19 protein-coding genes are annotated in these 22,025 nt (G+C 67.2%); 10 read left to right on the top strand and 9 right to left on the bottom strand.

The window, feature by feature from the left end; translation table 11 throughout:
• Positions 1-10 precede the first annotated feature (10 nt).
• From sdhD to B7Z76_RS00540, 3 genes are read left to right on the top strand one after another with little or no spacing between them, the layout of a single operon-like run.
• Positions 11-388: a succinate dehydrogenase, hydrophobic membrane anchor protein gene (gene sdhD / locus B7Z76_RS00550; RefSeq protein ID WP_174503099.1), complete on the top strand. Its 378-nt coding sequence runs from the start codon at positions 11-13 to the stop codon at positions 386-388.
• Between the two features lie 22 nt (positions 389-410).
• Complete coding sequence (sdhA, locus tag B7Z76_RS00545; protein WP_174503100.1) at positions 411-2,222, top strand: succinate dehydrogenase flavoprotein subunit; 1,812 nt, start codon at positions 411-413, stop codon at positions 2,220-2,222.
• Positions 2,223-2,238: 16 nt separating this feature from the next.
• Entirely contained in the window at positions 2,239-3,021 is a 783-nt protein-coding gene (locus B7Z76_RS00540; RefSeq protein ID WP_174503101.1) for a succinate dehydrogenase iron-sulfur subunit, read from the top strand.
• 83 nt (positions 3,022-3,104) lie between these two features.
• On the opposite strand, the gene B7Z76_RS00535 is transcribed toward B7Z76_RS00540, so the two are convergent.
• The 3 genes from B7Z76_RS00535 to B7Z76_RS00525 are packed head-to-tail and all read right to left on the bottom strand — an operon-like array spanning position 3,105 to position 5,994.
• Complete coding sequence (locus B7Z76_RS00535; protein WP_291341659.1) at positions 3,105-3,653, bottom strand: hypothetical protein; 549 nt, start codon at positions 3,651-3,653, stop codon at positions 3,105-3,107.
• The gene (locus B7Z76_RS00530) at positions 3,650-5,296 is read right to left on the bottom strand and encodes a stimulus-sensing domain-containing protein (RefSeq protein ID WP_174503102.1); all 1,647 of its coding nucleotides are present in this window, start codon (positions 5,294-5,296) and stop codon (positions 3,650-3,652) included. The genes B7Z76_RS00535 and B7Z76_RS00530 overlap by 4 nt, the downstream gene beginning before the upstream one ends.
• Entirely contained in the window at positions 5,293-5,994 is a 702-nt protein-coding gene (locus tag B7Z76_RS00525; RefSeq protein WP_174503103.1) for a response regulator transcription factor, read from the bottom strand. The genes B7Z76_RS00530 and B7Z76_RS00525 overlap by 4 nt, the downstream gene beginning before the upstream one ends.
• Positions 5,995-6,063: 69 nt before the next feature.
• Here B7Z76_RS00525 and B7Z76_RS00520 point away from each other — a divergent pair, with 69 nt between their 5' ends.
• Together B7Z76_RS00520 and B7Z76_RS00515 are read left to right on the top strand one after the other, a co-directional pair.
• Entirely contained in the window at positions 6,064-6,774 is a 711-nt protein-coding gene (locus B7Z76_RS00520; RefSeq protein WP_291341658.1) for a HugZ family protein, read from the top strand.
• Positions 6,775-6,883: 109 nt separating this feature from the next.
• Positions 6,884-8,506, top strand: coding sequence for a phosphoenolpyruvate carboxykinase (locus B7Z76_RS00515; protein WP_291341657.1), 1,623 nt, complete (start codon positions 6,884-6,886; stop codon positions 8,504-8,506).
• Between the two features lie 233 nt (positions 8,507-8,739).
• Here the strand turns inward: B7Z76_RS00515 and B7Z76_RS00510 are convergent, their stop codons facing one another.
• Positions 8,740-8,934, bottom strand: coding sequence for a hypothetical protein (locus tag B7Z76_RS00510; protein ID WP_174503106.1), 195 nt, complete (start codon positions 8,932-8,934; stop codon positions 8,740-8,742).
• Between the two features lie 215 nt (positions 8,935-9,149).
• Between B7Z76_RS00510 and B7Z76_RS00505 the strand changes: the two genes are divergently transcribed.
• From B7Z76_RS00505 to B7Z76_RS00485, 5 genes are all read left to right on the top strand, one after another.
• Positions 9,150-10,319 carry an amidohydrolase gene (locus tag B7Z76_RS00505; protein WP_291341656.1) on the top strand — a complete coding sequence of 390 codons (1,170 nt, stop codon included), beginning with the start codon at positions 9,150-9,152 and terminating at the stop codon, positions 10,317-10,319.
• The gene (locus B7Z76_RS00500) at positions 10,316-11,005 is read left to right on the top strand and encodes a MarC family protein (protein WP_174503108.1); all 690 of its coding nucleotides are present in this window, start codon (positions 10,316-10,318) and stop codon (positions 11,003-11,005) included. Before B7Z76_RS00505 ends, B7Z76_RS00500 begins: the two co-directional genes overlap by 4 nt.
• A 116-nt stretch (positions 11,006-11,121) precedes the next feature.
• A complete protein-coding gene (locus B7Z76_RS00495; RefSeq protein WP_291341655.1) occupies positions 11,122-11,667 on the top strand; it encodes a MarR family winged helix-turn-helix transcriptional regulator in 546 nt (181 codons plus the stop codon).
• Entirely contained in the window at positions 11,667-12,770 is a 1,104-nt protein-coding gene (locus tag B7Z76_RS00490) for an HlyD family secretion protein (protein ID WP_291341654.1), read from the top strand. Before B7Z76_RS00495 ends, B7Z76_RS00490 begins: the two co-directional genes overlap by 1 nt.
• A 27-nt stretch (positions 12,771-12,797) precedes the next feature.
• A complete protein-coding gene (locus B7Z76_RS00485) occupies positions 12,798-14,372 on the top strand; it encodes a DHA2 family efflux MFS transporter permease subunit (RefSeq protein ID WP_291341653.1) in 1,575 nt (524 codons plus the stop codon).
• A 48-nt stretch (positions 14,373-14,420) separates the two neighbouring features.
• Here B7Z76_RS00485 and upp read toward each other — a convergent pair whose 3' ends face one another.
• The 5 genes from upp to B7Z76_RS00460 are packed head-to-tail and all read right to left on the bottom strand — an operon-like array spanning position 14,421 to position 22,023.
• Positions 14,421-15,062: a uracil phosphoribosyltransferase gene (gene upp / locus B7Z76_RS00480; RefSeq protein WP_291341652.1), complete on the bottom strand. Its 642-nt coding sequence runs from the start codon at positions 15,060-15,062 to the stop codon at positions 14,421-14,423.
• A 24-nt stretch (positions 15,063-15,086) separates the two neighbouring features.
• Positions 15,087-16,469: a glycosyltransferase gene (locus B7Z76_RS00475; RefSeq protein WP_291341651.1), complete on the bottom strand. Its 1,383-nt coding sequence runs from the start codon at positions 16,467-16,469 to the stop codon at positions 15,087-15,089.
• 13 nt (positions 16,470-16,482) lie between these two features.
• The gene (locus tag B7Z76_RS00470) at positions 16,483-17,403 is read right to left on the bottom strand and encodes a hypothetical protein (protein ID WP_291341650.1); all 921 of its coding nucleotides are present in this window, start codon (positions 17,401-17,403) and stop codon (positions 16,483-16,485) included.
• 17 nt (positions 17,404-17,420) lie between these two features.
• Positions 17,421-20,243: a glycosyltransferase gene (locus tag B7Z76_RS00465; RefSeq protein ID WP_291341649.1), complete on the bottom strand. Its 2,823-nt coding sequence runs from the start codon at positions 20,241-20,243 to the stop codon at positions 17,421-17,423.
• Positions 20,227-22,023 (bottom strand): tetratricopeptide repeat protein, encoded by a 1,797-nt coding sequence (locus B7Z76_RS00460; protein ID WP_291341648.1) that lies wholly within the window; start codon positions 22,021-22,023, stop codon positions 20,227-20,229. The genes B7Z76_RS00465 and B7Z76_RS00460 overlap by 17 nt, the downstream gene beginning before the upstream one ends.
• Positions 22,024-22,025: the final 2 nt, after the last annotated feature.

The following is a 22,025-nucleotide window of genomic DNA, read 5'->3' as shown; positions in this document are numbered from 1 at the left end:
AGTTTCATCGATGAAGATCATGCGGTCCGCACTCGGCCGCGCCCGGGGCATGGGCGCCGCCAAGGCCGGCGTGCATCACTGGTGGGTGCAGCGGCTTACCGCCCTGGCCCTGCTGCCGCTCGCCCTCTACGCCGTGCTCTCGGTGCTGCTGCTCAAGGGGGCAACCCAGGCCGAAATGCTGCGCTATATGGCCGAGCCCTGGAACGGGGTATTGTTCCTCGCCCTGGTCATCGCGCTTTTCTATCACCTGCAGCTGGGTTTGCAGGTCGTGATCGAGGACTACATCCGCTCTGAAGGCAAGCGGCTCACGGTCATGCTCGCGATGCGGGCAACGGCCGGGTTCTTCGGGCTGCTGGCCGTCATCTCGGTTCTGAAACTGTCCTTCTGATCCGCCTGGGGAAATCATCGTCATGAATGCAATGTCGAAGCCGTCGCTCGGCGCCTACACGATCATCGATCACACCTATGACGTCATCGTCGTCGGCGCCGGCGGCTCCGGCCTGCGGGCGACGCTCGGCATGGGCCAGGCCGGGCTCAAGACCGCCTGCATCAGCAAGGTGTTCCCGACCCGCAGCCACACCGTCGCCGCACAGGGCGGCATCGGTGCCGCACTCGGCAACATGGAGCCGGACGATTGGCGCTGGCACATGTATGACACGGTCAAGGGCTCGGACTGGCTCGGCGACCAGGATGCCATCGAATACATGTGCCGCGAGGCGATTCCGGCGATCCACGAGCTCGAGCATTTCGGCGTGCCGTTCAGCCGCACCGAGGATGGCAAGATCTACCAGCGGCCGTTTGGCGGGCACATGAAGGATTTCGGCCAGGCTCCGGTGCGCCGCGCTTGCGCCGCGGCCGACCGCACCGGTCACGCCATCCTGCACACGCTCTACCAGCAGAGCCTGAAGGCGGATGTGGAGTTCTTCGTCGAATATTTCGCCACCGACCTCATCATGGACGACGAGGGCGCATGCCGCGGGGTGATGGCCTGGTGCCTTGAGGACGGGACGATCCACCGCTTCCGCGCCCAGCTCGTGGTGCTGGCGACCGGCGGTTATGGCCGCGCCTATCTCTCCTGCACCTCGGCGCACACCTGCACCGGCGATGGCGGCGGCATGGCGCTGCGCGCCGGGCTGCCGATGCAGGACATGGAGTTCGTGCAGTTCCACCCGACGGGCATCTTCCCGGCCGGCTGCCTGATCACCGAGGGTGCGCGCGGCGAGGGCGGATACCTGACCAACGCCGAGGGCGAGCGCTTCATGGAGCGCTACGCGCCGACGGCGAAGGATCTCGCCTCGCGTGACGTGGTGTCCCGTTCGATGACGATCGAGATCATGGAAGGGCGCGGCTGCGGGCCGAACAAGGACCACATCCTGCTCCATCTCGAAGGGCTGAAGCCGGAGCAGCTGCATGAACGGCTGCCGGGGATTTCCGAAACGGCGCGGGTGTTTGCCGGCGTCGACGTGACCAAGGCGCCGATCCCGGTGCTGCCGACCGTGCATTACAACATGGGTGGCATTCCGACGAATTATCGCGCCGAGGTGCTGCGCCCGACCAAGGACAATCCGGACGCGACCGTGCCCGGCCTGATGGCGGTTGGCGAGGCGGCCTGCGTTTCCGTGCACGGCGCGAACCGGCTCGGCACCAACTCGCTGCTCGACCTCGTGGTGTTCGGCCGCGCGGCGGCGCATCAGGCGGCAAAGGTGGTCACACCGGGCGCCACCCAGCCGGCCCTGCCCAGCCGCGCCGGCGAGGCCTCGCTCGACCGTCTGGACGCGACGCGCCACGCCAAGGGCGGCACCACCGTCGCCGCTCTCCGCGACCAGATGCAGCGGACGATGCAGAACCACGCCGCGGTGTTCCGCAACTCCAAGACCCTGAAGGAAGGCGTCGCCAAGATGTCCGGCCTCTGGCAGGGGCTGAAGGACATCTCGATCGCCGATCGCGGGCTGATCTGGAATTCGGACCTGATGGAAGCGCTCGAGCTGCACAACCTCATGGGCAACGCCATCACCACCATGGCCTCGGCCGAGGCCCGGCACGAGAGCCGCGGGGCGCACGCGCATGACGACTTCCCCGAGCGTGAAGACGCCGAGTGGATGAAGCATTCGCTCGCCCATTGCACGGATGAAGGCGATGTGGCGCTCGATTATCGCCCGGTGCGGATGCAGACGCTGACCAACGACGTGTCGGTGTTCCCGCCGAAGAAGCGCGTCTACTGAGAAAGGGTTTCGAACCATGGCCGAACTGACCCTCCCGAAGAACAGCCGCGTCACCCAGGGCAAGACCTACAAGGCCGAGCCGGGGGCGACCCGGGTGAAGAGCTTCAAGGTGTATCGCTGGAACCCCGACGAGGACGCCAATCCGCGCGCCGACACCTATGAGATCGACCTCGACAAGTGCGGGCCGATGGTGCTGGACGCGCTGATCAAGATCAAGAACGAGGTCGACCCCACCCTCACCTTCCGCCGCTCCTGCCGCGAGGGGATCTGCGGCTCCTGCGCGATGAACATCGACGGGACCAACACGCTCGCCTGCCTCAAGCCGATCGAGGAGGTGAAGGAGGCGGTGAACATCAACCCGCTGCCGCACATGCCGGTGGTCAAGGACCTCGTGCCCGACCTCAACCAGGCCTATGCGCAGTATCGCTCGATCGAGCCGTGGCTGCAGGCCGAAACCCCGCCGCCGCCGGATGGCGAGCGCAAGCAGAGCGTCGAGGAACGCGCGGAGCTGGACGGGCTGTGGGAGTGCATCCTGTGCTTCTGCTGCTCGACCTCCTGCCCGTCCTACTGGTGGAACGGCGACCGCTATCTCGGCCCGGCCGTGCTGATGGCGGCGTATCGGTGGATCGCAGATTCGCGCGACGAGGCGACCGGCAAGCGGCTCGATGCGCTAGAAGATCCGTTCAAGCTCTATCGCTGCCACACGATCATGAACTGCACGCAAACCTGCCCGAAGGGGCTCAACCCGGCGAAGGCGATCGGCAAGATCAAGCAGATGATGGTCGAACGCCAAGGATGATCTCCGCCTGGTGATCTCCGGCGGACGTTCGGATGCGGGAAGGGCCGGCGGGTTGCGCCGGCCCTTTTTTCGTGGCCGGACGGTCATCGGCGTTTGCGTTTCGGTGGCTGGTAGTTGATCGAATTCGGGTCGTGGATGGCAGCGATTTCCCATTCCGAGGGCAGCGAATCGGGGTCGAGCCAGCGGCTGCGGCGGAAATCGCGGCGCATCAGCAGGAAGAACGGCGCGGTCAGCAGGAGAATGATCAGGCCGATGACGGCGCCGAAGGCGCGGGAGACCGGATAGACCGCCAGTTCGGCGATGAAGATGACCGCGAGCAGGGCATAGGCCACCACCACAAGGCGGGCGAAGACGCGCCACAGGCGGATCATCACCAGCTTGCCGGAATTGAGCGCCCAGGCCATGAGTACGCCGGCGGCGATCAGCGGAAAGAACATGATCTTGCCGTAGTGGAAATAGGTGGCGGGGGAGGCGTTGCGCCAGACCGTCCAGGCATCCAAGGCGGCGATCGCGATGGCGAGGAACCCGGGGATCGGGACGCCGGCCCATCTGGCGTTCGCCGGAATCCCGAAGGGGCGGTTGCCGGGCCGTTCGGTGGTCGGCACGGAGGCATGACGGTGCTTCGCGGTCATCCGCGCGGCAGGCGGATGACGAAGCGGGCGCCGATGACCGCGCCCTCGGGGTCGCGGCGGTTCTCGGCGGTGATGCGGCCCTGATGGGCCTCGATGATCTGCCGGGAGATCGACAGGCCGAGGCCGGAATGGTTGCCGAAGCCCTCGCCCTGCGGGCGCTCGGAGTAGAAACGGTCGAACACGTGGTCGAGCTTGGCGTCGGGGATGCCGGGGCCTTCGTCCTCGACGGCAAGTTCGACGATGCTGCCGGTGACGCGGCCGCGCAGCCAGATCTTGCCGCCCTGCGGGCTGAAGGAGATCGCGTTGCCGAGCAGGTTTCGCAGCACCTGGACAAGCCGTCCCTCGGCGCCGCGGACAACGAGGCCGGTCTTCGGCGCGTCGAGCACCATCGCCGGCGCGTCGTCCTCGCGGGTGGACTGGTGGATCTCGGCGAGGGCGGCGAGGATGGGGGCGAGGTCGACCGGTTCCAGCGCGGTGCGCGACATTTCGGAATCAAGGCGCGAGGAATCGCTGATGTCGGAGATCAGCCGGTCGAGCCGGCGGACATCCTGCGAAATGATGTCGAACAGGCGGGCGGCGCGGGCGGGATCGTCCATCCGGCGGACGGTCTCGACGGCGGAGCGGATCGAGGAGAGCGGGTTCTTGATCTCGTGCGCGACATCGGCGGCGAAGCGCTCGATCGCGTCCATCCGCGCCCAGAGGGCATGGGCGGATTCCTCCAGCGCGCGGGCGAGGATGCCGATCTCGTCATCGCGGGCGGCGATCGGCGGGGGCACCGGCTCGGTCATCGCGCCGCGGCCCTCGCGCAGGCGGCCGGCCGAGGCGGCAAGGCGGAGCAGTGGGGTCGCGATGGTGCGGGCGAGATAGACCGAGAGCAATACTGTCAGCACCAGGGCGAGCACGAACAGGCCGAGGATCGACACCCGCACGGCAAAGACCGCGCGGTCCACTTCGGTCGCCTCACGGGTGAGGAGTACCGCGCCAACGGTGTTCTTGGCGCGGACGATGGGCTCAGAAACCGTGATCAGCAGCCGGCCATCGGCGGCGCGGCGGATGAAGGGCGGCGCCTCGCGCGCCGGCTGGGCGCTGGTGAGTTTCAGCACCTCCCGCACGCTCGGCTGCCAGCCAAGGCCGGAAGCGCCCGGATCGTGCCCGGCGGAAGTTACCTCCGCGCTGGGGAGAAAGGCCACGAACTGGTCATAGAGAAAGCTGACGGCGCGGGCGAAATCGCCGCGCGGGCGAACCGGCGGCAGCGGTTCGGTGATGATGGCGCCGCCCGGCCCCTGGCGGATGCGCGAATTGGCGATCACCCGCCCATCCGGCCCGTAGACCAGCGCCTGTGCGTTCGGCGTCGGCTCGATCAGGCGGTAGAGCAGCGGGCGGGCGAGATCGGGCTTGAGAGCCGGCTGGTTGGCTACATCGGTTTGCACCGCCGATTCGGCGAGCGCGCCGGCATAGATCCGTGCCTGCTCGCGCAGCGCGGTCACCTCGGCGGTCAGCAGACCGTGCTGGTATTGGTCGAGATAGAGCAGGGCGGCGACGATGAGGGCAAGCGGCAGCGCATTGACCAGCAGGATCCGGCGCAGCAGCGGCGAGATCCGCCGCCAGCCGAGCATGGCCGCACCCGGACTGGCGAGGCTCATGCTTCCTTGTAGCGGTAGCCGATGCCGTAGAGCGTCTCGATCTGGTCGAACTCGTCATCGACGGCGCGGAACTTGCGGCGCAGGCGCTTGATGTGGCTATCGATCGTGCGATCGTCGACATAGACGCTCTCGCCATAGGCGGCGTCGATCAGCTGGTCGCGCGACTTGACCATGCCGGGGCGGGCGGCAAGCGCCTTGACCAGCAGGAATTCGGTGACGGTGAGCTGGATATCCTGCCCCTTCCAGAGACATTGATGCTTGGTCTCATCGAGCGTGAGATCGCCCCTGCCGATGACGCCGGTGGGCGCCGCACCGGAACCTTCGGCGCGGCTCGTCTCGTTGCGACGCAGCAGGGCGCGGATGCGCTCGATCAGCAGGCGCTGGCTGAAGGGCTTGGTGATGTAGTCATCAGCGCCGAGACGCAGGCCCATAAGCTCGTCGAGTTCGTCATCCTTGCTGGTGAGGAAAATGACCGGCATCGCCGAGCGGGCACGCAGACGCTGGAGCAGTTCCATCCCGTCCATGCGCGGCATCTTGATATCGAGCACGGCAAGATCGGCCGGGCGGGTCAGCAGGCCCTGCAGGGCCGACTCCCCGTCGGTATAGGTACGAACGGCATATCCCTCCTGTTCCAGTGTCATCTGCACCGATTCGAGGATGTTCCGGTCGTCGTCGACAAGAGCGATGGTCTGTTTCATGAAAATTTTTGCCTTGCAGCGGACTTCGTCGCATTATCCCGACATGACGTGACGGGAATATGGCGCCAAATGCAAGAGCACCGTGAAATCCAGAATGACATCCACCGCGATGCGCGGCTCCTGCTGCGGGCGGCGCGGTCAGCCAGCCTCGCAGTGATCGAGGATGATTACCCCGCAATCGCTCTGGTCACCCCGGCCGTGCTTCTGGATGGTGACGTGGTGGTGCTGCTCTCGCAGCTTTCCGCCCATACCAGGGCGCTCGAACGCAATCCCGCCTGCGCGTTGATGGTCAGCGGCGAGGCCACCGAGGCAAACCCGCAGACCAGCCCGCGCCTGTCGCTCGTATGCGACGCCGAGCGGTCGGAAGCGCCGGAGGACCGGGAGCGCTATCTGACCCTCCATCCCTATGCCCGCCCCTATGCCGGGTTCAGCGATTTCGGAATCTACCGGCTGACACCCGTTGCGGCGCGGTTCGTCGGCGGCTTCGCAAGGGCTGCGACGCTGGATGTCGACCGGCTGACGCCGCGCACGCCGGCGCTGCAGGACGAACGGGCCTGTATCGAGGCAATGGCGACCGTGAACCGAACCCTCGGCGCGCGGCTGGACGAAGCGGCGTTGGCCGCGGGCGGCCAGGGCACCGGATGGACGATGGTGACGCTCGACCCGGACGGGTTCGATCTGGCGCGGGAGGACATCGTGCTGCGGATCGGCTTCGAGCGGATGCTCCGCGTCTATGCAGATGTGTTCACTGTTCTGGCCGATAGCGCGGCGCATGGTTGAGTTTCGCTGAACGCGGTCATATTTTCGCTTTTCAGGTTTGGAAAAACCCGAAAGGGACGGCATAAGGCTTAAATCGAACATCAAAGCCGAGCCAAGAAAGATCAGAGCCGTGACGCCAACGACGACGAACACCGACTCCGCCGCCCGCAACGCGGCGATCCTGGCCCATGCGGGCATTACCCGCGCCGCCACCGTGCATGCGAACCTGACCGCGCCGGCGCTGGTGACCCATGCGCTGCGCCGCGGCGAAGGCCGACTTTCCGCAGATGGTGCGCTGATGGTCGAAACCGGCGTGCATACCGGCCGGTCGGTCGCCGACAAGTTCGTGGTGGATGAGCCGGAAACCACCGCCGAGATCTGGTGGGGCAGCGTCAACCAGAAACTGTCCGCTTCGCATTATGCGACGCTGCGCGGCCGGGTGCAGGCCTTCCTGCAGGACCGCGAACTGTTCGTTCAGGACCTGTTCGCGGGCGCTGATCCGAAAAACCGCATCCGCGTCCGGCTGGTCACCACCAATGCCTGGCAGGCGCTGTTTGCCCGCAACATGTTCATCCGCCCCGCCGAGGCGGAGCTGGAGGGGTTCGAACCTGATTTCGTGATCCTGCACGCGCCGGACTTCGAGGCCGACCCGGCGATCGACGGGGTGCGCTCATCGACGGCGATCGCCCTGTCCTTCGCCGAGCGGCGGATCGTCATCGCCGGAACGCAATATGCCGGCGAGATCAAGAAATCGATCTTCACGGTGATGAACTGGCTGTTACCCGCCCGCGGCGTGCTGCCGATGCACTGCAGCGCCAATATCGGCCGGGATGATGACGTAGCCCTGTTCTTCGGCCTGTCGGGCACCGGCAAGACCACCCTCTCCTCCGATCCAGCGCGCCGGCTCATCGGCGATGACGAGCATGGCTGGGGGCCGGATGGCGTATTCAACTTCGAGGGCGGCTGCTACGCCAAGGTGATCGATCTCTCCGCCGAGGCCGAGCCGGAAATCCATGCCGCAAGCCATCGCTTCGGCACCGTGCTGGAGAACGTGGTGGCAGATGCGCGCGGGGCGGTGAACCTCGCCGACCGCAGCCTGACCGAGAACACGCGCTCGTGCTACCCGATCGAGTTCATCCCCAATGTCGAGCGCAGCGGCCGTGGCGGCATGCCGCGCAACGTGGTGATGCTGACGGCGGATGCCTTCGGCGTGCTGCCGCCGATCGCGCGGCTCACGCCAGCCCAGGCGATGTATCATTTCCTGTCCGGCTATACCGCCAAGGTGGCCGGTACCGAGAAGGGGCTCGGAAAGGAACCTCAGGCGACGTTCTCCACCTGTTTCGGTGCGCCGTTCCTGCCGCGACCGCCGCGGGTTTACGGCGAATTGCTGGCGAAGCTCATCGCCGAGCATGGAGTGTCGTGCTGGCTGGTGAACACGGGCTGGACCGGCGGCGCGTTCGGCACCGGTCATCGGATGTCGATCCGTCACACGCGCGCCTTGCTCAATGCGGCATTGTCCGGCGCGCTCGATGGCACGAGCTTCCATCCCGACCGGGCGTTCGGGCTGATGATCCCCGATGCGGTCGAGGGCGTGCCCTCTTCGGTGCTCGACCCGCGGGAAGCCTGGGCCGACAAGGCCGCCTATGACCGTCAGGCCGCCGAGCTGGTTGCACGGTTCGAGGAGAATTTCGCCCGTTTCGCCGAAACGGTCGATGAGGATATCCGCGCCGCGGCAATCCGCACGGCGGCCTGACACGGCCAAATCAGGGAGCCCCACCGTCTCCGAAACAACGGAGACGGTCATCCCCACCGTCTCCGAAACATCGGAGACGGTCAGCCTTACCGTCTCCCGGACACCGGAGACGGTCGTGGCGAAAACAAAACGCCCCTGAAATTCATGGAAGAATTTCAGGGGCGTCGTTCAGCTTATCGTCACCGACATTACCGCCCGCCGCATGCAGCGGGCGCAAGATCGGTCAAGTTGCCTCAGTTGTTGTGCTGGGCCTCGGCAGGAGCCGTCTGGCCAGCCGTATGGCCGGTCTTGAACTGGGTGCCATAGGCGTTGTTGATCTTCTGCACGAGCTGGTCGTGGGTATTGCCGAAATTGGCGGCATTGGCAGCGGCCGGGGCAATGGCGCCAAGGGCGGCGATGATGGCGATGGTGCGGGTCAGCTTCGTCATGGGAGTCTTCCTTTCTGATCTGGCTTTTCAGCCTTGCTATTCCGGAGCCTCGCTCCGTCTGACCCTCCATATAGACCGTTTGCTGCACCGCAATAACGGGGCGGGAATACCTATCACCCATACGTCAGGCGCATGAAACCTCTCGCCGGCGCGGGTCGGAGCGAAAATCGCGGCATGGGTGACGGCGCCGTGGTTTTGGCCTTATTCTTCGCGCCATGACGATCGACGAGCAGCTCCTGGCCTGGGCACCGGAATTCTCCGCCTGGCGACGCGACTTCCATGCCCATCCGGAACTCGGCTACCAGGAACGCCGCACCGCGGCGCTGGTGGCGGAACGGCTGACGGCGTTCGGCCTTGACGTCACCACCGGTGTGGGCGGCACCGGGGTCGTCGGCACGCTGCGGGCGGGGTCCGGGAACCGGGCGATCGCGCTGCGCGCCGACATGGATGCACTGCCGATCGAGGAGGCGGGCGATGCGCCCTGGCGCTCGACCACGCCGGGGACGATGCATGCCTGCGGGCATGACGGGCATACCACGATGCTGCTTGCCGCGGCGCGCTACCTCGCTGCGACAAGGCAGTTTTCCGGCACCATCCATTTCATCTTCCAGCCTGCCGAGGAAGGCGGCGCCGGCGCGCGGGCAATGCTGGAGGACGGGCTGCTGGAACGCTTCCCCTTCGATTCGGTGTTCGGCGCGCATAACGACCCGCTCCTGCCGATCGGCGTGGTTTCGGCATCCCCGGGCACGGTGAATGCGGCGTCGGACACGCTGATGATCCGGCTGAGCGGCAAGGGCGGGCACGCGGCCCGGCCGCACCAGGCGATCGATCCGATCGTCGCCGGGGCGCAGATCGTGGTCGGCCTGCAGAGCCTGGTGGCCCGGCATGTTGCACCGCTCGAATCGGCGGTCGTCTCGGTCTGTACCTTCCATGCCGGCAGCGCCACCAACGTGATCCCCGAAACGGCGACACTCTCGGGCACTGTGCGGACGCTGACGCCGCAGGTGCAGGACCAGATGGCGCGCGAGATCCCCGTCCTGGTGCGTGGCCTTGCCGCCGCCGCCGGCGTGGGCGTGGAGGTGGGCTACGAGCGGGGCTATCCGCCGGTCGTCAACGATCCCGCCGCCGCTTCCGCCTTCGCCGAGGCCGCGCGGGCGGTGGTTGGCGCCTCGCAGGTGCGGACCACCATGCCCGCCTCGATGGGTGGAGAGGATTTCGCCTTCTACGCGCTGGAGCGGCCGGGCTGCTTCTTCCGCATCGGCCAGGCGGATGGCGCGCGCGGCGCGGTACCGCTGCATCATCCGCGCTACGATTTCAACGATGCGATCATCCCGCTCGGCGCGGCGCTGTTCGCCGCGATCGCCGTGCGGGAACTGCCAGCTTGAGCCTGTTCGGGCCTGGGCTGCACGCCTTCCTGCTCGGGTTTCCGGCGCTGCTGTCGATCGTCAATCCGCTGGCCGGGGCGATCATCTTCAACGAGATCACCAGCAATGCGAGCCGGCCGGTGCGGGCGACGCTGGCGCGCAAGGTAGGGCTGAACAGCGCCGCGGTGATGCTCGTCTCGCTCTGGGCAGGCAGCTATATCCTGAATTTCTTTGGCATCACACTGAACGCCCTGCGACTGGCCGGCGGCGCCGTGGTGGCGAGCCGGGCGTTCCAGATGCTGAACGCACCGGAAGTGACCGAGGCGCGGAAACAGGCACAGGCGGCCAGTTCCCTGCCAGCACCGGACCAGGACCCGGACGATATCGCCTCGATGGCATTCTTTCCGCTCACCCTGCCCTTCACCACCGGGCCGGGAACCATTGCGGTCGCGGTGACGCTGGGGACGGAGCGCGGCGCCTATGGCACGCCGCTCGGCGCGTTCTTCGCCGGCATGTCGCTCGCGGCAATCGCGATCGCGGCGATCACCTGGATCAGCTATGCGGCGGCCGACCGGCTGGACGTGATTCTCGGCGCGAACGGGCGGCGCGTGCTGTCGCGGCTCGCGGCGTTCATCCTGCTGGGAATCGGCGTACAGATCATGATGACCGGCGCCATTCCGGTGTTGCACGAAGCGCTGGCTGGGTGAGCACCCGAACCCGGCGCGGGACGCGCAAGGGCATGAAACGGGGACCGGCCTCTGCGAAAAACGCAGAACTGCGGCAGTAGCACTTACTCGTAACGCACCTTACTATCTCAGGTGCTATGTCCCAATTGCCCACCGAACCCGACCTGCTACTGCTGCTGCACGATGTGGCGCGGCTGCTGCGGCTCGAAACCGATCGCCGCGCCAGGCTGCACGGCATGAACCGCGCGCAATGGGCGATGCTGATCAAGCTGTCCCGCCATCCCGGCCTGTCGCAAAAGGATCTGGCCGAATTGCTCGAGGTCGAGCCGATGAGCGTCGCGCGGCTGACCGACCGGCTGGCGGCGCGCAACCTAGTGGAGCGGCGGGCCGACCCGCGTGACCGGCGGATCTGGCGCCTGCACCTGACCGAAGCGGCGCAGCCGCTCCTCGCCGAGATCGAAACCCAGCGCGGCGCGGTCGCCGCACTGATCGGCAACGGCATCGCGCCCGAGACGATGGACACGCTGGTTACGGGATTGCTGCGGATCAAGGCGACCCTGCTCGGCGCGGGCCGCTGCGGGGCCGCGACACATGACGAGACCGGCGCGGCAGATCACGGCACGATGGCCGGCGACGCGCCTTCCGAAAATACCACGGCAGACGCCGAACAGGAGATGGTTTGATGTCCCATACGAGTACAGCCACCGGCCCTGTGGCCCGCGAGGCCGAGACCCGCGAGGGGGCGACGCGGAGTCGCCGCTCGGGCCGGATGCTGCGGCCCTTGCTCATGATCGGCGGCGTGGCGGTGATCCTCGGCGCCATCCTTGTCTACTGGCTGGTGAGCGGTGGGACGGTGAGCGTGACCGACACCTATGTCCAGGCGGGCAAGGTGGCGCTGTCCACCGACGTGTCGGGCCTGGTGGAAACCATCGATGTTCACGACAACGAGGCGGTGACGAAGGGCCAGAAGCTGTTCACCCTCGATCCCTCGCGCTTCGAGATGGCAATCGCGCAGGCCAAGGCCAATCTCGCCGAGGTCACCCAGCAGGTCGAGGCAACGCGGGCCGGGTACAGTGCCGAGATCGCCAAGATCCGCACCCAGCAATCGGTGGTCGATAATGACAGGCTGAACTTCAAGCGCTACGCCGCGCTGGTGCATACCGGCGGCGTGACGCGCACCGCATATGACGATGCGAAATACAAGCTCCAGGGCGACGAGGCGACGCTGGATGCGATGACCGCGCAGGCGGGGGTCGATCTCGCGAAACTGTCGGGCAATCCGAAGATCAAGGTGGAAGACACGCCGCAATACAAGGCGGCGAAGGCAGCTTTGGCCACCGCCGAGCTGAACTACCGCCATTCCATCGTGCGCGCGCCCTTCGCCGGGGTGGTCACCGAGACCGACAAGCTGCGTCCGGGCATGTTCCTGCCGGCCGGCACCGCCGCCTTTGCCCTGGTCTCGCACACGGATGTATGGATCCGCTCGCAGCCGAAGGAGACCTCGCTGACCTGGGTGAAGCCGGGGGACAAGGTGAGCGTGCATGTCGATACCTATCCGGGCCGGACCTGGCAGGGCGTCGTCGCCAGCATCGCGCCGGCCAGCGGATCGAGCTTCTCGATCCTGCCGGCAGAGAATTCCTCGGGCAACTGGGTGAAAGTCGTGCAGCGCATTCCGCTGCGGGTGAACATTACCGGCGGGCCGAAGAACCTCGTGCTGCGCAACGGCATGACCGCCGAGATCACGATCCATACCGGGCATCAGAACCGGCTTGCGGACCTGTTCTGAGCCGGATTGACCGAGGAGCGCTGAACCATGGCAGGGCCGGCTGCGCACGAGGAGGAAATGCAGCTCAGCGGGCTGCCACGAGCGATCGTGACGATCGGCTGCATGATCGGCACGCTGATGCAGGCGCTGGACGCGACCATCGCCAACGTCTCGCTGCCCTACATGCAGGGCTCGCTCTCGGCCTCGTATGACGAGATCACCTGGGTTCTGACCTCCTACGTGATCGCCGCCGCGATCATGACCGCGCCGGTCGGCTGGCTCGCCGCGCAGTATGGGCGAAAGAACATCTTCCTGATCTCGCTGATCGGCTTCACCGTCAGCTCGATGATGTGCGGCGTTGCCACCTCGCTCGGCGAGATGGTACTGGACCGGCTGCTGCAGGGCGTGTTCGGCGCAGCACTGGTGCCGCTCAGCCAGTCCACCATGCTGGACATCTACCCGGTCGAGAAGCGCGGCTCGGCAATGGCGATCTGGGGCGTCGGCGTGATGATCGGGCCGATCCTGGGGCCGACGCTGGGCGGCTATCTCACCTATTTCTATGACTGGCGCTACGTGTTCTTCGTCAACGTGCCGTTTGGCATCGCCGCCCTGCTGGCGCTCGGCGCCTTCATGCCGAAGCGGGCGAAGCGGCCGGCAAGCGGGCATTTCGACTGGATCGGCTTTGCCGTGCTGTCGCTCTTTCTCGGCTCGCTGCAGATCATGCTCGACCGCGGGCAGGAAAAGGACTGGTTCGGCTCGCCGGAAATCGTCACCTTCGCGGTGCTGGCTGTCATCGGGCTCTACCTCTTCATCGTCCACATGATGACGGCGAAGGCGCCGTTCATCCCGCGCGGCGTGTTCGCCGACCGCAACCTTAATGCCGGACTGATCACCATGTTCGCGGTCGGCTCGGTGCTGCTCTCCTCGGCAACATTGATGCCGCCCTTCCTGGAAAAGCTCGGCAACTACCCGGTGGAGACCGCAGGCCTCGTGATGGCGCCTCGCGGCATCGGCACGATGGGGGCGATGATGCTGGCCGGGCGGCTGGCCAACAAGATCGACCCGCGGGCGCTGATGGCGGCGGGCTTTGCGCTGCTCGTCATTTCCTTCTGGATGATGCAGCAATGGCTGCCATCATCGCCGCAGGGCTACATGATCGAAACGCTGATCGTGCAGGGAATGGGGCTCGGCTTCGTGTTCACGCCGCTTCAGGTGGTCGCCTTCTACACCCTACCGCAGGCGCTGCGCACACAGGGAACTTCGCTGCTCAGCCTGATGCGCAATATCGGCATGGCGGTCGGTATTTCCGTCACCGAGGCGGTGCAGGTGCAGATGGCGCAGGTGAACCACGCGACACTGGCCGACCACGTGACACCGTTCAGCCGCAACCTTCAGGTTGGGGGCGCGGTATCGCACATGCTCAATCCCCTCACCCATGCCGGCGCCGCGCTGCTCAACGCAACCCTTGACCAGCAGGCGCAGATCATCTCGTTCATCGACTCGTTCAAGTTCATGATGATCGTGAGCATTCCAACCATGTTCTGCCTGTTGCTGATGCGCCGCCCGCCGCGCGCCGCCATGGCCGGAACGGTGGAAAAGCCGGAAATGGCGGTCATGGAATAGAGCAGGTTCCGATCCATCCGGATCGGATGCCGTGCTCTATCTTGCTGGTCATTTCGTGCCGAACAGACGGTCCCCGGCGTCGCCAAGGCCAGGGCGGATATAGGCATGCTCGTCGAGCTGCCGGTCGATCGCCGCAGCAAAGATCGGGACATCGGGATGGGCGGCGCGCAGCGCGGCGATGCCTTCCGGGGCTGCGATCAGGCAGACGAACTTCATCGCCCCCGCTCCTGCCCGCTTCAGCCGTGCGAGGGCCGCCGCCGCCGAATGGCCGGTGGCGAGCATCGGGTCGACCACCACGGTCAGGCGCTGGTCCATGTCGTCCGGTACCTTGAAGTAATATTCGATCGGCTCGTGCGAGACCGGATCGCGATAGAGGCCGATATGGCCGATCCGCGCCGAGGGAACGAGATCGACCATGCCATCGAGAATGCCATTGCCGGCGCGCAGGATTGAAATGAAGCAGAGTTTCTTGCCGGAAACCTGCCGGGCCGTCATCGGTTCCAGCGGCGTTTCGATATGGACCGGCTCGGTCGGCAGATCGCGCAGCACCTCATAGCCCATCAGCAGGCTGATCTCGCGAACGAGCCGGCGAAAATCGCCGGTTGGCGTTGCCGCGGCGCGCAGCAGGGCCAGCTTGTGCGCGACCAGCGGATGGTCGATCACCATGACATCGTCAGGCTTGGCCTGCATCGCGGACTCCTGCCGCCCGGAGGTTCAGCGCCGGTGCGCGGCCGCCCGGGGCTTCGCGGCCGCCGCTTTCCTTACGGCGGTCGGCCTCGCTGGGGAAGCTTTCGCATCGGCTGGCTTCCCCTTGGCGACCTTCGCGACGCGCGCAGGCTTGGCGCCAGAGCGCGGCGAACGCACCTCCGGCACGATCTCACGGCCGGCGATGCGGGCCATCTCGGCGCGGAAATCACGCAGATACTGGGCGAGATCGAGATTCGCGACCGCATAGGCACGGGCGTTTTCGCCAAGGCGCGCGGCAAGATCGCGCTCCTCCAGCATACGCAGCACACTGTCCGCCACCGAATCGGGGTCGAGATTCCCGGCAACCAGTCCGGTCTGCCCGTCATCGATGAATTCGGTGATGGTTCTGGTGTCGCCGCCGATGATGGGCGCGCCGATCGCCATCGCCTCGCGCAGGCTCCAGGACGCGACGAAGGGATATGACAGATACACGTGCGCGTCCGACCGGCGGAGCAGCGCGACATGATCCTCGTAGGGAACGCGACCAAGGAAATGCACCCGCGACAGGTCGATCCGGTCGCCAAGTTCGTTCATCATGACGCTGCGCCAGGTGCCCTGCTGCGGCGGCGCGCCATAGCTGATCTCGTCACCGCCGACGAGGGAAACCACCACGTCCTTGCGGGCTTCGAGGATGCGCGGCAGGGCGCGCATGAAGGTATGATAGCCGCGATAGGGCTCGAGATTGCGGGCGACATAGGTGACGAGTTTCTGCCGTGGCGAGACGCTGAGCGGGCCGACCTTGAGCGTGCGGCGACGCTGCGCCGGATCGGGGCGGCAGATGTCGAGATCGACCCCCTCGCGCACGATGGACAACCGCCCCTGCATCCAGTCGGGGTAGGTGCTGCGCTGCCAGTCGGTCGGGGTCTGACCATGCTGGCCAAGGGCGAAGGCGAGGTGGTTCACCCCGTTTTTCGCCCGCACCATGCCGAAGCGCTCGGGCGGCATCGGGAATTCGGGATCGTAATTCACGTCGGTCCCGTCGATCCGGTAATAGAATTCGAAATAGCCAAGAATCGGTACGCCGGGAAAGACATCGCAGAGATTGAGCATCTCCCCCCAGCCGTGATGGCCGACGATGATGTCCGGCTGGAAGCCGAGGTTGCGGATCTGCATCGCCCCGGCATAGCCGGCCTCGGCGCGGCGCATCGCCATGTCGTATTCGCGGGCGGCGGGATGCACGATGTCCGGGCTTTGGGGCGGCAAAGCATAGGTGACCTTGCGCACGCCGGATATCTGATTCCGGTTCGGTTCGGTCATGAACACGATCTCGTGCCCGCCCTCGGCCAGGAGATCACGCACGATGTGCAGGTACTGGCCCGGAAAATTCTGGTGGACGAAAAGGAACTTCACGTCACTCCCCCAGTCAGCGGCGGGCGCGCGTGGCTGATTTCGCCGATTGTCGGGGCAGCAGGGTGATGCGCACGGCCTCGAGGGCTGACAGGCTCTCCGCCTCGCAGGTTTCATCGCTGCCGAGCGGACCGGCTTTGGAACCGTCAACGAAGCTGGCCTCGCATTTCAGGTCGAACTGCTTGGCTGCCTCGCCCTGCAGGCGCACGCGGAAGCCGAGCAGCGGCAGAGCCATGCCGCGGCTGCCGCAATACTGGCCAGCATCGACCCAGGGCGAGAGCCAGCCGCGGCCGAGCACCGCCTGATACGACAGATCGGCCGGATCGAATCCCTCGGGTGCCGCGATGGCGATGCCTTCGATCCAGGCGCCTGACCCCGCCTCGCCCAGCCAGTCGCCAAAGCGGGCGCCGACATCGCCGCGGGTCTGGATATGGGCGAGCAGATCCATGCGTTCCGGCGCGGCCGGCGTGGCAGGCTGGGAGACGGCAGGCGCGGGAGCCGGCGCAGCGGCGCCGCCGGCAAGGCGCAGAACCTGTAACCGGGGAGCGGAATCGGCCTGGCCGGCCTGCTGGTAGACCGTCACCATCACCTGGGCGGGGCCGCGCGACACACGGATGAGGGCAGCGTCACCCACGCCGGACAGCCAGCCATCCGGGCGAAAGGCGAGGATTTCGACGGTATCGGGTGCCTGCGGCGGCGGCGAAATCCGCACGCCCGGCAGTCCGCCGCGCTGCGCAGCGCCGGGACTGGCCTCGTTGACGAGACAGAACAGACCGGCATCCAGCGTCATCATATGCGCGGATACCTTGAGTTCCTCGATCCCCGCGGCACGCGCGCTGGTGGGGTCCGGGGCAGCCTGCTGCTGCGGCGCGGCTGGCGCGGCGGCGCGGGAAGGGGTTTTGCGGGCAGGCGCCAAAGGCTTGGACGGCTTGGACATTCTGGGTCTCTCCATGGTCAGAACGGTCGGAAAAGAGGCGATGGCAGCGCCGGGGCACCGATGGTCCGGGGCGGCGGCTGCCAGGTCAGGAGCACATCGTTGATCCGAGCCGGCGGAAGGCCGAGCGGCAACACGGCACCCCAGCCGGTGGCGCGGATCCGATCGGCAGGGGCACCGATATCGAACCCGATGACGTTCAGGCCGGCGCGCCAGAGCTCGCCCAGGGCGAAGCACCAGGTTTCCGGCCAGATCGAGGGAAGAAAGCCCAGCACGGCACCCGAACCGCGCAGCAGCGCCTGCGCTTCGCCCTCGCGATATGTTCCGGTGATACGCACCCGGCCGGTGGCGATCAGCGCGGTGTCGTCCTCGCTTGCCCCGGCGAGCAGGAAGGAAAGCGGCAGGTCGCGGGCAGCGGCGTCACGCGCGCAGTCGATCAGCAGGTCATACCCCTTGGGCGCGCCGATCCCCCCCGCGAGCGCGACCAGGCGGGGCACGCCACGGGGCGGCGGCGCCGGCGGCGGCAGGCCGGCATCGTCTTCCCATGGGCTTATGGTGATGGCGATCCCCGGGAAATGGCGGCGCAGCCGGGCAGCGGTATCGGCGGAAGGCACGATGATCTGCCGCGCGGTGGCGAACTCCCTGGCCGATCGGGCGCGCAGGGACGCGGGTGCGATCGGGTCGTTCAGATCGCTGCCCGCGGTGGCGACACAATCGGCACAGCCCGCAGCATCGGGCTCGCCGCAATAGCGGCGATGCGGGCCGACGAGATGAACCCGCTTGCAGAAGGGGGAGTAGTCGTGAACCACATGATCGGTCGGAACGCCGAGGCGCGTTGCGAGGGTGCGGATCGCCGGTGCATGCCCGAGCGTGTGGTGGAACTCGACGTGACGCACATCTTCCCGGCGGAGCAGGTCGACCAGCCCGGCCATTTCACGGCTGAGGTCGAACGTCAGGTTCGGATAGGCTGCGGAACTGCCATCGGCGAGGCGCGTGGGGCCGGTCTTGCTGATCGTGCCGTCAGGACCGACCAGGTCTGGGCTGAGCAGGATGGGCCGCAGCCCCGCCTCCCGCAGTGCGGCCACCCGAGCGTCGACGACACGGGCGATGCCGCCGCCATGATCATGGGTGACCAGCGCCACGGCGCCGCGTCCGCAACGCCCGGCGGCGAAGCGGGCGATATCGAGGCGCCGCCGCGCGCCGTGCAGCGGATCCGTCGTCTCATGTGCGGCGACCAGCGTGGCATAGCCAGGATGACGGCGCTCGAGCAGCGCGAGGTTACGGGCGCGCAGGCCCGCCGCACCTGGCCCGAAAGATACGCTGCCGCGATGCGCGACGAAAATTCCGGGCGCGCCGACATGACGCCATCCCCGGCGCGCCGCGCGGCGGCACCAGTCGTTCTCCTCGCCATAGCCCTGGGCGAAAAGCGTGGCGTCAAACCCGCCGACGGCATCCAGAGCGTCATGACGGATCGCCATGCAGAAACCGATAGCGGTGGGGATGTCGATCAGGGTGCGCCCATTGGTGCGGCGGCACAGCGCGTCGAACTCAACGGTCGCGGCTTCGTCGGGTACGGGATTGCCGCCCGTACGGGCCGGATAGCTCATGATCGTCGCCTCGTTCGAGAGCGGCGTGACGCTGGCGATATCGGGGGCGCGATACAGCGCGTCATGCAGTCGAGCTGGGGCGGATGGCGGCAGCAGGATGTCGGCGTTGAGCAGCAGGATGTCACAGCCGGCAGCAAGGCGCCGGGCAATGGCGATGCCGGCATTGGCGGCAGCGGGAAAACCGCGGTTGCGGCGGTGGCGTCGCAGCACGATGCGTCCGGCAGCGGCCTCTTTATCCAAAAGGCGAACAAGCGCGGGTTCAGGCGATGCGTCATCCACCACAACCAGCGGGCATCGCGGAGCCGCACGTCGGAACGTGGCAATGGCGTCGGCCGTTGCCCCGGCGTCACGATAGGCCGGCATTACGGCGCAGAGCGAAGCGCGGGATGGCAGGACGGGAACGCGCCGGCGAGCCCGGTCCGGCTTCAGGGCAGCGAGGGCTGCGGGATCGATCGGCGTGCCGGCCAGGACGCCGCCATACTCGGTCTCGATCGTGAAGGGCGGAACAAGGCCGGCAAGGCGGGCAGGGCCGATGCGAAAGCCATGGCGCTCCCCGAACGGCATGTGCTCCGAAGGGCCGAGGCGACGACCTGGCGTGACGGTGCGGCGGGCACCGTTCCGATCCACAAGGGTGAGGCGCGGCACCCGCCACGCCGCTGCGGGATAGGCAACCCAGCCCTTGATCCCCTGCCCCGCCGGCAATGCGACGCCTTCATGGCGGCAAATCGCGACGAGGTCCGGCGCGCCGAGAAGGCCAGCACCATCCGGACCTTCGCCGACGATCTGGCCTCCGGCGGCGCCGCGCCAGCCGGCACGGCCGGCGCCAAACGCAATGCCGCGGGCAAATGCTTCGAAACTGCCCCCGTCCTTGAGGACCGGCGGCACCTCATGACGGGACAGCAGGGCGGCCAGAGCGGCGGCAGCCTCCTCATGCGCGCCTTCGGCGTAACGAAGGCGGGCCAGGGCAATCCATGCATCGGCGTGATCGAAGCGCTCGGCGATCTCGGCGAGGGCGGTGGGGGCGGCAGAATCCCCGGTCGCGGCCAGAAGGAGGGCGCGCTCAAACCGCGGCCGTCCATCATCGGGCGCCAGGCGACAGACGCGATCGAGCCAGAATGCCGCGCCAGCGGCATCCCGCGCGGCAAGGGCGAGGCCAGCCCGGCGCCACGCGTCGACCGCCTCCGCATTGCGGCGGCGGCGTATATCCGCAAGGGGGGACTTAGCCGCCTGCGGCACGGACGGAAGCGGGGTCTGACCCGGCAGGCGTGGAGGCGTCGGAGGCGTCTGCAAGGGCTTCGAGGTCAGCGCGGGCATCCTCGATGCCCTGGGCGAGGGCACGGACCAGCCAGGCTTCGGCTTCTACCGGATCGGGCGGACCGGCCAACCCCTTGCGGAGCCAGCGGCCAAGCATCAGCTGCGCGATCGGATGGTCTGCCTCGGCGGCGCGGCGATACCAGTACAACGCCGCCGCGCGGTCGACCGGGATGTCATGCCCGCCGCCATGCAGTGCGCCGAGCGCGAACATCGCGCCGGAATGGCCGGCTTCGGCAATCCTCAGAAAAATGTCGCGCGCGCCCTCATGGTCGCGGGAAGTGCCGCGGGCATGCAGCTTCATTTCGGCCTGCTCGGCGAGAGCATCGACCATGCCGGTGTCAGCAGCGCGGCTGATCCACTCATAGGCCGCAACCGGATCGGCGGCGACACCCCTGCCCTGAAGCAGCATCACCCCGTACAGGTACTGGGCATTGACAATATTGTCGGCGGCACGGCGCAGCCACGTCATCCCCTTCGTGTCGTCGCGGGCGATTCCGACACCCTCGAGGAGACAGACCGCGTAGTTGAACGCGCCGATCGCGTCGCCGGAACTCGCGGCACGTTCGAACCATTCATGGATCGGCAGACCATCGACCGAGGCGTTGCGGACCTGCCGGCGCAGAACAAGACTCGCAAGATCGATCTGGGCATCGGTATCGCCGCCGCTGGCCGCGCGGGCGAGCCAGCGGGAAGCTTCATCGGCATCGCGCGCCACGCCGGCGCCGGTCAGGTAAAGCATGCCGAGGGCGCGTGCGGCGGTGCGGTGGCCGGCTTCGGCCGCGGCGTGGAACCAGATCGCGGCTTCGGCGTAGTTCGGCGGCAGATCCCCGCCGCGGGCGTAGAGGTCGCCGACGAGGGCGGCGGCTTCCGGATCGCCGGCAACGGCGGCCCGACGCAGCCAGGACTCCCCCTCGACAGGGTCCGGCGCGCAGCCCTGCCCGGACAGCAGCATTACACCCAGCTTCGCCTGCGCGTTGCGGATGCCGTGGATCGCCGCCTTGCGGTAGTGGGCCAGGGCGCGTGGCAGATCGGGCAGGATGCCGACCGCCTGCTCGTTGATGACACCGAGCAGGAAATGCGCGCTGGGCAACCCCGCATCGGCGGCACGCTCGATCGGCCGGATCGCCTCGACCGTCTTTTCCGCCGTATCCGCGCGGTTCATCAGCAGCATGCCATAGCCGAGATGGCCGGATGGCCAGTCCTGCGCCGCGGATTTGCCATACCATTCGAGGGCGGCGTCCCGGTCGAGAATGCCATCGGGGCCGTTGGCCAGGATGAAGCCGAGGAGCGACTGGCCGTCGGCGGAGCCAGCCTCGGCTGCCTTGCGGGCCCAGACGAGTGCCGCCGGATAATCCGCGGCGGCGGTGTCCGTCGTCCAGTGATCGTCGGGGAACAGGCCGACGCCGGAGGCAGGCGCCGAAACGCCAATCAGATACAGGCTGGCGAGACGGCACATGCTCGGAACATGCCCGGCCTCGGCGGCGGCAAGAAACCAGCGCGCGGCCTCGGCGGGGTTGCGGGGAAACAGGGTGCCGGCGAGATAGGCGTGAGCCACCTCGTGCTGCGCCTCGACAAGGCCGGCAGCTGCAGCTGCGCTGAGGAGCCGCGCAGCTCGGACGCTCTGGCCGCCGGCAGCCAGCCGGCGCGCCCGCCGCACCGCGCGGGCCGGCGAGCGGGACACAAGGTGGTCGATGAGCTTCATCG

The sequence above is a fragment of the Acidiphilium sp. 20-67-58 genome, from assembly GCF_002255515.1.
In the GTDB taxonomy this organism is placed as follows: domain Bacteria; phylum Pseudomonadota; class Alphaproteobacteria; order Acetobacterales; family Acetobacteraceae; genus Acidiphilium.
The sequence above is the reverse complement of the archived record's forward strand: the minus strand, read 5'-3'. Positions and strand labels throughout refer to the sequence as shown.

What these genes read in the sequence shown, in the direction of transcription:
- sdhD (WP_174503099.1), top strand. Translation starts at nt 11, where the DNA reads ATGAAGATCATGCGGTCCGCACTCGGCCGCGCCCGGGGCATGGGCGCC.
- sdhA (WP_174503100.1), top strand. Translation starts at nt 411, where the DNA reads ATGAATGCAATGTCGAAGCCGTCGCTCGGCGCCTACACGATCATCGAT.
- B7Z76_RS00540 (WP_174503101.1), top strand. Translation starts at nt 2,239, where the DNA reads ATGGCCGAACTGACCCTCCCGAAGAACAGCCGCGTCACCCAGGGCAAG.
- B7Z76_RS00535 (WP_291341659.1), bottom strand. Translation starts at nt 3,653, where the DNA reads ATGACCGCGAAGCACCGTCATGCCTCCGTGCCGACCACCGAACGGCCC.
- B7Z76_RS00530 (WP_174503102.1), bottom strand. Translation starts at nt 5,296, where the DNA reads ATGAGCCTCGCCAGTCCGGGTGCGGCCATGCTCGGCTGGCGGCGGATC.
- B7Z76_RS00525 (WP_174503103.1), bottom strand. Translation starts at nt 5,994, where the DNA reads ATGAAACAGACCATCGCTCTTGTCGACGACGACCGGAACATCCTCGAA.
- B7Z76_RS00520 (WP_291341658.1), top strand. Translation starts at nt 6,064, where the DNA reads ATGCAAGAGCACCGTGAAATCCAGAATGACATCCACCGCGATGCGCGG.
- B7Z76_RS00510 (WP_174503106.1), bottom strand. Translation starts at nt 8,934, where the DNA reads ATGACGAAGCTGACCCGCACCATCGCCATCATCGCCGCCCTTGGCGCC.
- B7Z76_RS00505 (WP_291341656.1), top strand. Translation starts at nt 9,150, where the DNA reads ATGACGATCGACGAGCAGCTCCTGGCCTGGGCACCGGAATTCTCCGCC.
- B7Z76_RS00495 (WP_291341655.1), top strand. Translation starts at nt 11,122, where the DNA reads ATGTCCCAATTGCCCACCGAACCCGACCTGCTACTGCTGCTGCACGAT.
- B7Z76_RS00490 (WP_291341654.1), top strand. Translation starts at nt 11,667, where the DNA reads ATGTCCCATACGAGTACAGCCACCGGCCCTGTGGCCCGCGAGGCCGAG.
- B7Z76_RS00485 (WP_291341653.1), top strand. Translation starts at nt 12,798, where the DNA reads ATGGCAGGGCCGGCTGCGCACGAGGAGGAAATGCAGCTCAGCGGGCTG.
- upp (WP_291341652.1), bottom strand. Translation starts at nt 15,062, where the DNA reads ATGCAGGCCAAGCCTGACGATGTCATGGTGATCGACCATCCGCTGGTC.
- B7Z76_RS00470 (WP_291341650.1), bottom strand. Translation starts at nt 17,403, where the DNA reads ATGTCCAAGCCGTCCAAGCCTTTGGCGCCTGCCCGCAAAACCCCTTCC.
- B7Z76_RS00460 (WP_291341648.1), bottom strand. Translation starts at nt 22,023, where the DNA reads ATGAAGCTCATCGACCACCTTGTGTCCCGCTCGCCGGCCCGCGCGGTG.